This is a genomic window from Palleronia sp. (genome assembly GCF_042089775.1).
Taxonomy (GTDB): Bacteria; Pseudomonadota; Alphaproteobacteria; order Rhodobacterales; family Rhodobacteraceae; genus Palleronia.
Genome location: NZ_JBELKF010000190.1, coordinates 1 through 3,541 on the forward strand (window position 1 = coordinate 1; position 3,541 = coordinate 3,541).

The following is a 3,541-nucleotide window of genomic DNA, read 5'->3' on the forward strand; positions in this document are numbered from 1 at the left end:
AAGAGGGTCAGCTCAAAGCCTCAAAGCCAACTGCGATTCCCCTGCACCTCGCCGTGGCCATCGCCGCGGCGACGGCGATCGGCGACTACAACATCGGGCTTGAGACGGTCTTTCTCGCAGTGACCAATGGGTTCTGGCTGCTCGGCAGTTTCGGCAGGGTGCGCTGGGCGGACTTTCACCTGCTGCTCGTGGTCGTGCTCGTAAGCCTGGCGATCTGCATCTGGATGGCACGGGCGCTTGACGCGTTCACATTCGGCGACGAGGACGCTGCCGCGCTCGGCGTTCCGGTGGCGCGGATCCGTCTGTTGCTCTTTGGAGTGACGGCCATGATGACGGCGACGATCGTCAGCATGGTCGGTGCGATCGGCTTCGTCGGCCCGGTTGTCCCTCATGCGGCGCGATATGTGGTGGGCCCCATGCACCTGAAGCTGCTTCCTGCCTGTGCCGTCGTGGGCGCGGTGTTCATGGCGGTGGCCGATATCGTCTCGCGTGTCATCGTGGCCCAGCAAACGATCCCGATCGGAGTGGTAACGGCTTTGGTCGGTGTGCCGTTCTTCGCCGTCATCCTGTATCGTGCACGTCCGCAGGCATGAGTGTCCTTGCCGAAAACCTCGTCTGGGGCGTCAAGCGCAGGATCATCGCGTCCGATGTCTCGCTCAGCGTCTCGCCGGGCGACACCTTGCGCCTGATTTGCCCCAACGGGTCGGGGAAACCGTCGCTCTTGCGCTTGCTCGCCGGTCTCAAGCGTCCGCAGTCCGGCCGGGTCGAAATCAACGGGCAAGACATTGCGCATCTGCCCCGTCGGGTCCTGTCGCGACAGGTCGCCTTCGTCCAGCAGAGCGCCGCGACCGACACGAACGTCACCGTCCACGACGTTGTTCGACTTGGCAGGACGCCGCATCGATCCGCGCTGTCGGGGTGGTCAGAGAAAGATGAAACGGCGGTCGCAACGGCGCTCGAGCGCGTCGGGATGGTCGCGCGTAGGGCGCAGGCGTGGCAAACCTTGTCGGGAGGCGAGCGCCAGCGCGTCCACATCGCAAGCCCTTGCGCAAGCGCCGCAGGTGATGATCCTGGACGAGCCAACCAACCGCCTCGACGTGCACCATCAAATCGAGATCCTGCGGATGGTCCGGGACCTTGATCTGACCAGTATCGTGGCCCTCCACGACCTCAACTTGGCTGCCATGTTCTGCGACCGGATTCTGGTTCTGCATGCGGGCTGCCTCTTCGCGTCGGGACCGCCCGAAAGCGTGCTGACCGAGGATCTGTTGCGCAACGTCTTTCGGGTCAGGGCGGGTGTCACCACATCGCCGCACCACAGCCGACCGCATATCCATTTCATGGTCGGGTGACGGCAAACGCCAGAGCTGCTGTCGGAACCTCGGTGCCACGGGCCTCGTTCGCCGAGGAACAACCGAAACGGAACTGGATCACATGGCGCAGAAACTCGACCGCATGGCAGCCGCGATCGAAGACTCTGACCGCTTGGACGCGCCGGCACGCGGCATGGCGAACCTCGTTTCCACTGCGCTAGAGCTTGCCCCGGTATCGTCCCGCCCGGTCCAGGACGCGCTGCACGGCACGTGGCTGGGGCACCCCTTGCATCCGGTCGCAGCGACGCTTCCGATTGGCATGTGGACGCTCGCGCTCGGTCTCGATAGCGCCGACACGTTCGGCCTTTCGAAAAGCCGCGTTCCCGGTAAATCTGCGGACATCGCTCTTGCCGCAGGAGCGGCCGGGGCGATTGTCGCCGCGGCGACCGGGCTCGCCGACTGGCGCCAGATCCACGGACGCGAGCGCCGCACCGGCTTCGCACACGCCGCGATCAACACGAGCGCGCTCGGCCTTGCGCTGGCTTCTCTTGGCCTCCGTCGCCGCGGGAGGCGCGGCACGGCCCGCGCCCTCAGCGCGGCGGGCTGGGCAGCCTTGATGGCGGGCGTATACCTCGGGGGGCACCTCGTCTATCGGCGCGGGATCGGAACGGATCATGCCGACAGGTCGCCAGAGCCGCGCGAATTCCAGCCGGTCATCGCATACGATGCTTTGGTGGAAAATCGTCCCCTGCGCGCCGCGGTGCACGATCCCGCGACCGGTTCGGAGGTCGGCATCGTCCTCGTGCGCCATCGGGGCAGGGTGCATGCACTTGGATCGCGCTGTTCGCACATGGGCGGTCCCCTCGATGAGGGATGGGTGAAGGACGGCGGCATCGTCTGCCCGTGGCATGGGTCGCTCTACTGCTTGACCAGCGGCCATGTCATCAACGGGCCATCAACTGCGCCGCAACCGCGCTTTGCTGTGCGGGTGAGGGATGGGATGGTCGAGGTCCGGCGTGAGCAAGAGCCCGGCGAAGAGGCAGTCACCTCCGAAGATATCGCCCGCGCCACCCGAAAGGCTCCGGCAGCGCCGCGCGGGGCGCGCAAGGCTGACGAGGTTCTCTACGAACATCATGAGCTGCTGCGACGCCTGTTCGAGAAGATCGCGGCCATGTCGCCGGATGATCCCGAGCGCCGGGACATGATGCGGGTTCTGGCGGGAGAGCTGGAAATCCACGAGCATGTCGAGGACGAGGTCTTCTATCCCGCCGTTCGCGCGGTCAGCGATGACGTTCCTGCCGCACATGCCGAGCATCAGCAATTGAACGACATGCTCGCGCTGACGCTGCGGACGGGCACTTCGTCGCCCACCTTCGACAACCAGTTGCGCGTCCTGCACGAGGCGGTGGATCACCATGCGAGTTCCGAGGAAACCTCGATGTTCGTCGAGGCCCAGCGACTGGGGGAGGCGCGGCTGCGGGTGCTCGGCGCCCAGATCGAGGAGATGCTCGACCACGAACGGGCATCCCGCGCTCGCAGCGCCTTCCGCAGTCTCAAGGTGCGGCTGCTTGAAGGGCTCTGAGGGCTTGGCGACAGCGTCAGGGACGGTCGCTGTCTGCACTCCTTCAACCCCATGATGGGAGGAACCGATCTGGCTGCCGCCTCTTGGCTTCGAACACAGTGGGAGAGACGCGATGCTATCATCCTTCTTGATGGGGTTGGTCGGAGGGCAGCGTGCGATGACGCCCCTGGCCGCCGTGGCCCTTGCCGCCACGAACTCTCGGTTGCGGCCCGGAAACGGCGCGCCGCTCGCCCTTTCGCATCCAGCGGTCGCTTCTGCAGTGGTTGCGCTCGCAATCGCCGAGCTGGCCGGCGACAAGCAGAAGACGGCGCCTGATCGCGTTGTGGCGATCGGCGTCACCGCCCGAATTGTCACGTCCGCTATCGCTGGCGCCGCGCTGGTCCCCCGTCACGAGCGCTGGGCAGGCGCGGCCGTCGGGGGTGCCACGGCGGCGTTGGCGTCCTATCCAGGCTGGCGGGCGCGCCTGAAGGCGATGGAACATGGAAGCCAGTTTTCGACCGGACTGCTTGAAGACGCGGCCGTGCTGGCTGGCGCTGCCGCAGTTATCCTTGGTCGCGGGTCGCGACGTTAGGTCGTCAGTGAGGATGTAGTGCTTAGGCTCTGGACTCATAACCAGAAGATGACGGTAGCGGCGAGGGCGATGGCC

At 65.8% G+C, this 3,541-nt stretch carries 5 protein-coding genes; all 5 read left to right on the forward strand.

Going from position 1 to position 3,541, the window contains the following annotated elements; all coding sequences use genetic code 11:
* Positions 1-593, forward strand: a 593-nt coding sequence (locus ACFDS3_RS19710) for a FecCD family ABC transporter permease (RefSeq protein ID WP_375264039.1), incomplete at its 5' end; no start/stop codon positions are given.
* Positions 590-1,141, forward strand: coding sequence for an ABC transporter ATP-binding protein (locus ACFDS3_RS19715; protein WP_375264040.1), 552 nt, complete (start codon positions 590-592; stop codon positions 1,139-1,141). The genes ACFDS3_RS19710 and ACFDS3_RS19715, both read left to right, overlap by 4 nt.
* Positions 1,065-1,352 (forward strand): hypothetical protein, encoded by a 288-nt coding sequence (locus tag ACFDS3_RS19720; RefSeq protein WP_375264043.1) that lies wholly within the window; start codon positions 1,065-1,067, stop codon positions 1,350-1,352. Before ACFDS3_RS19715 ends, ACFDS3_RS19720 begins: the two co-directional genes overlap by 77 nt.
* A gap of 82 nt (positions 1,353-1,434) precedes the next feature.
* On the forward strand, positions 1,435-2,895 hold the full coding sequence (locus ACFDS3_RS19725; RefSeq protein WP_375264041.1) for a DUF2231 domain-containing protein: 1,461 nt from the start codon (positions 1,435-1,437) through the stop codon (positions 2,893-2,895).
* A gap of 112 nt (positions 2,896-3,007) precedes the next feature.
* Positions 3,008-3,466, forward strand: coding sequence for a DUF4126 family protein (locus tag ACFDS3_RS19730; protein WP_375264042.1), 459 nt, complete (start codon positions 3,008-3,010; stop codon positions 3,464-3,466).
* The last annotated feature ends 75 nt before the right edge of the window (positions 3,467-3,541 follow it).